Below are 4,669 nucleotides of genomic sequence, written 5' to 3'. Positions count from 1 at the left end.
GCGTGCGTCAGCACGATGCGAGTGTGCGTAGCACACGGGATTCCTGATTAAATGTTTTAATCAGGAATCAGTATTAATCCATGGTGACCTGATCCTGATAGGACGGCACCAGATTCTTCATCACGCCGATGATGGCGGTATGGGCAAGCTCACGCTTGTCGTTGGCCGTGTAAACACCGTAGAGCGTGTCGAGGTTGATGGTCTTCAGGGCCTCGCAGAGGTCAGCAGACTCCAGAGAGGTCGCGCGCTTGGCAGCGTCGGCAAAGGCATAGACGCCGTTGTAGTACGTTGCGGCATAGATCTCCGGCGTGGAGCCGTACTTCTCGTCATAGTTCTTCGAGAAGGTCTGAACGAGCTCAGAGGGGTTCTCGGCGATGAAGTCGGTCACATAGTTCCAGCCCTCGATCCACTCGGCGTTGCACAGGGAGTAGACCTGCGGGGTCGCGATGGTCGTGGAGCTGATGACGGGCAGGTTCAGGCCCTGCTCATAGAACTGGCGGGCAGCCAGGGCGCACTCGTCGTCATGGGCCCACATGATGACCACGTCGCAGTTCTCTTCCTTGACCTTGAGGATCTGCGTGCTGAGGTCTTTATCACCGGCGTTGTGGCCGGCTTCGTAGTATTCCACACCGTTGGCATCGCACCACTTCGTGATGGTGTGCATCGCGCCGGAGCCGTAGTCATCGCTGCAGTAGAAGATACCGATCTTCTTGGCGCCGTAGTTGGAGACGGCATAGGACGCCGCGACCTCCGCCATGATGGTGTCGGAGCAGCGCAGACGGTGGAAATAGGGATTGTCGATGTTGTCAGTCAGAGCGGCGCTCGTTGCACCGATGAGGAGGGGGATCTTGCCGGTCTGGACGTTCTGGTCCATGGCCAGTGCGAGGGAGCTGAGCATCGGGCCGACGATAGCGACGACCTTCTGGCTCTGGAGCTTGTTATAGGCGTTGATGGCCGTGTCGGCCTTGCCGCCGTCATCCTCGATGACGAGCTCGATCTGCTTGCCGTTGATGCCGCCAGCAGCATTGATTTCTTCCACGGCCATCTTGGCGCCCTGCTGGGCATAGCCGCCGTTCGTCTGGGAGTTGCCCGTCAGGGAGCAGAGGATGCCGAGCTTGATGGTATCGTCACTGCCGCCCTTGCCGCAGGCGGTGAAAGCAAATACCAGCGAGAGTACGAGGACCAGCGCGATCAGTTTCGAAAACTTCTTCATTTCATGACGCTCCTTTTATTCTCTTGATAGTGGGGTCTGGGATCATTGCCTGCAAGGGGTATCCCCCGCGCCGGAGAAGCGGGGTTCGACTCTCCGGCGCGGGGTGTGAGAAAGGTGATGACTTACTTAATGAGGTTGGTCGCCTTGATGGTGACGTCCATGTCGGCCAGCAGAGCGTCGACCTTCTTCTTCTCCTCGGGCAGCAGGTCGCCCAGCGGCATACGGGGCAGACCGGCGTCGAAGCCGAAGCACTTGAGGACATACTTGAAGACCTCGTGCCAGTGCGGATCGTTGTTGCTGTAGGTGATGAAGTAGTCGATGAAGTCCTGCATCTTGTCCCACAGCTTGCGGGCGGCCGGAGCATCCTGCTGCACGGTGCAGAGGTTGAACAGGTCGACGCAGAACTTCGGGAAGATGCCGGGCAGGCCGGACAGCCAGCCGTCAGCGCCAGCGAAGAAGGCGGGCAGCGGCTCGTAGTCATGGCCATAGAGAGCGGTGATGCCGTCCGGGCAGTAGTGCTTCATGCCCTGGATGTAGCTGGCGCGGCCGTCAGCCAGCTTCACGCCGTTGATGATGCCCTGCTCTGCCAGCTCCTTCAGCTCGATCGGCTCGAACTGATAGCCGCAGAAACGGGGGTTATTGTAAAGGATGATGTCGAAATCATCGCCGACAGCCTCGCGGAGCTTCTTGAAGTGGTTTACGACGGCTCTCTTGTGCGGGATGAGGTAATACGGCATGATGACCAGCGCGCCCTCGGCGCCGCACTTCTGTGCGAACTTCGTCATCTCGATGGTCTGCGCGGTGCCATACTTGCCGGTGCCGGGATAAACGGGGACCTGATGGTCGACGAACTTCACGAGGCACTCGATGATCTTCTTCTGCTCATCGTCGCTCATGGAGATGTTCTCACCGGTGGAGCCGGTCACGGAGAGGCTGTGTGCGCCGCAGTCCAAAACCCACTGGATATAGCGCTCGGTCTCTTTCTGGTTGAAGCTCTCGTCAGCATTCCAGAAAGTCATCACGGCAGGCATAACGCCGGAACCCTTGGTCTTACGCATGGTGCTCATATTTCTTCCTCCTGATAGACTTGTCGTCTTTTCTGAATTGGTTTTCATCTATCATCAGCGAGGCCTGCCGTGCACAAAACAGGTCTACGTTGACTGCTCATTTTCGCGGATATTGCGGATGATCTGCTCCTCCACATACCGCACATGGGTGGTGATGGAACTGACGAGGGCAGCGCGGTCGAGGCGGCGGAGGGCGTTGCAGATCATCCTGTGGTGATCGACGGCCTCCTGCGAAACAACTGCCACGCCCTTGAGGTTCAGGTAATTCAGCGTGACGCAGTTATTCTGCACGCGGCTGTACAGCTCCGTCATGTAGGAATTGCGCGCGCAGGCGACGATCATACGGTGCAGCTTCATATCCGCCATACTGGAGCGGTAGCTGTCGCCGCTCTCCTGCGAGCGGCTGCATTCCTCCTCGCACTCGGCGATGCGGTAATCCATTGCGGGCTCGCCGATGTCGCAGATGAGGTTTGCAGCGCCGACCTCAAAGAACAGGCGCATCTCCATCATATCCCGCACACGCCGTTCGTCCGCGGCGGGGAAAAAGAACTTACCGGTCGGGGAGGTCTCCACAATGCCGTCCGTGGCCAGGCGCTTGAGGGCCTGGATGACCGGCGTGCGGCTGATCTCATACTGTTCGCAAAGACGTTCGATCTGCACCTGCTCGCCGGAATGGAACTTTCCTTCAAAAATGCTGGAGAGGATCTGTTCGTAAACGGCCTCGTCCAAATTGCGCTTCAGGCGAAATGTGTTCATATCATACTTCCTCCAGTTTTATCATCACGAGCGATCTGCTGTTTATGCTGTATAGAAGTATTGTAGCCGCCATTCAATCTCCCGTCAATATTAAATTCATTTTTGCGCTTTCTACAAATCGGTGGTTCGTTTTTCTGGCTTCATTATACACCCTGAACAAGTTTTGTCAATCCCGAAATTAAATTAAAAATTCAGTTTTCTGTTTTGCACAATACGTGGGCGTATTACTTGTGCATTTTGCATGTTATTCCATCCGGTTACGAAATTCGATCCGTTTTGACCGATTTCCGCAGCACAAAAAGCCCCACACGCGCCGGAACAGGCGTGTGCGGGAAATGAGGACGCTGCCGTTCTGCAAGACTGGTCGCTCCGGCCGCAATGCCGCAAAAGCAGGCACAGCATATGAAAAAACGGGCAGGTCAGATTCGTTGACCTGTCCGCTTCATTTTTTGTTTCCCCCGCTCAGGCAACGCCGAAGCAGGTGAACATAATAACAAGATAAGCGATATACAGCGCCCCTGCGAGGATGCCCATCCAGCGCTTGAACCTGCCGCAGGCAAGCGCCGGGATCATCACGGCCGCGCTGATGATGAGGCAGGCCGGGATATCGAGCAGCATGCCCTGGCGCTCGATGGGCTGCGGGCGGCCCTGCAGCAGGGCGCACAGCGGCATGATGAGCGTCAGATCGAGGATGTTCGCGCCGATGATATTGCCGACAGAGAGCGAGGCCTGCTTTTTGCGGATGGAGATGATGGTCGTGACGAGCTCCGGCAGTGAGGTGCCGATGGCGATCATCGTGGCGGCGATAACGGCATCCGGCACGCCGATGCGGCGAGCCAGCTCCGAGCCGTTGTCGATAAGCAGCTGCGCGCCAAGCACGATGGCGGCCGCGCCGAGCACGAATTTGCCGATGTTCCACGCGACGGTCCTTCCGTCCTTCTTCGGCTTTTCCGCGGGCTGCTCAGCCCCCTGCTCGCGCCGCCCGGCCAGCAGACTCTCGGCCATGTAGAAGGCGAATACGGCCAGAATGGCCGCGCTCTCCCACAGCGAGAGACTGCCGTCGCGCGTGAAGACGAACAGCAAGCAGATGGCAGACAGCAGCAGGCAAGCCTTCCCGGCATATTGCCTGCGCGTCATGACGCACTGCATACACACGAGGGAGATACACAGGATGAGGCCGGTGTTGGCCGTGACGGAGCCGACGGCGTTGCCCACGGCGATGTCCGCGTTGCCCTCGAAGGCAGAGAACAGCGACACGAGCAGCTCCGGCATGGTCGTAGCGAAGCTGACGACCGTCGCGCCGATGATAAACTTCGGGATGCCGGTTGACTCGGCGATCCATGTTGCCGCGTCGACGAACAGGTCGCCGCCCTTCATGATACAGAACAGGCCTGCGCCGAACAGGACGAGCACAAAAAACAGATTGCTTCCGGTTAGATCCAGCGGCATGGACGATCCCTCCAATGATTGCTTCTGCCGAGGCCCGCAGGCGATCGGTTCGAAGATTCTGCAAACGTAAAAGAAAACCGTTGTCAAGTGACAACGGTTTTCGATTCTGGAGCGGGTGACGAGGCTCGAACTCGCTACCTCCACCTTGGCAAGGTGGCGCTCTACCAGATGAGCTACACCCGCA

At 57.8% G+C, this 4,669-nt stretch carries 4 protein-coding genes and 1 tRNA gene; all 5 read right to left on the bottom strand.

What is annotated here, in order from left to right; translation table 11 throughout:
* Nucleotides 1-73 precede the first annotated feature (73 nt).
* The 5 genes from WMO66_RS07535 to WMO66_RS07515 all read right to left on the bottom strand — a co-directional run bounded on the left by WMO66_RS07535 (nucleotide 74) and on the right by WMO66_RS07515 (nucleotide 4,668).
* Complete coding sequence (locus tag WMO66_RS07535; RefSeq protein ID WP_349135802.1) at nucleotides 74-1,213, bottom strand: ABC transporter substrate-binding protein; 1,140 nt, start codon at nucleotides 1,211-1,213, stop codon at nucleotides 74-76.
* A 122-nt stretch (nucleotides 1,214-1,335) separates the two neighbouring features.
* Nucleotides 1,336-2,280: a dihydrodipicolinate synthase family protein gene (locus WMO66_RS07530; RefSeq protein ID WP_349135801.1), complete on the bottom strand. Its 945-nt coding sequence runs from the start codon at nucleotides 2,278-2,280 to the stop codon at nucleotides 1,336-1,338.
* A gap of 84 nt (nucleotides 2,281-2,364) precedes the next feature.
* On the bottom strand, nucleotides 2,365-3,036 hold the full coding sequence (locus tag WMO66_RS07525) for a GntR family transcriptional regulator (RefSeq protein WP_349135800.1): 672 nt from the start codon (nucleotides 3,034-3,036) through the stop codon (nucleotides 2,365-2,367).
* Nucleotides 3,037-3,498: 462 nt separating this feature from the next.
* Nucleotides 3,499-4,485, bottom strand: a complete 987-nt coding sequence (locus WMO66_RS07520; RefSeq protein WP_349135798.1) for a calcium/sodium antiporter — start codon at nucleotides 4,483-4,485, stop codon at nucleotides 3,499-3,501.
* A 107-nt stretch (nucleotides 4,486-4,592) separates the two neighbouring features.
* Nucleotides 4,593-4,668: transfer RNA gene (locus WMO66_RS07515), tRNA-Gly, on the bottom strand.
* Nucleotide 4,669 lies beyond the last annotated feature (1 nt).

Origin of the sequence: Faecousia intestinalis (assembly GCF_040096185.1) — a bacterium.
Taxonomy (GTDB): Bacteria; Bacillota; Clostridia; order Oscillospirales; family Oscillospiraceae; genus JAZOXB01.
Note: the sequence above shows the minus strand (reverse complement) of the source record. Positions and strands in the feature narration are given on the sequence as shown.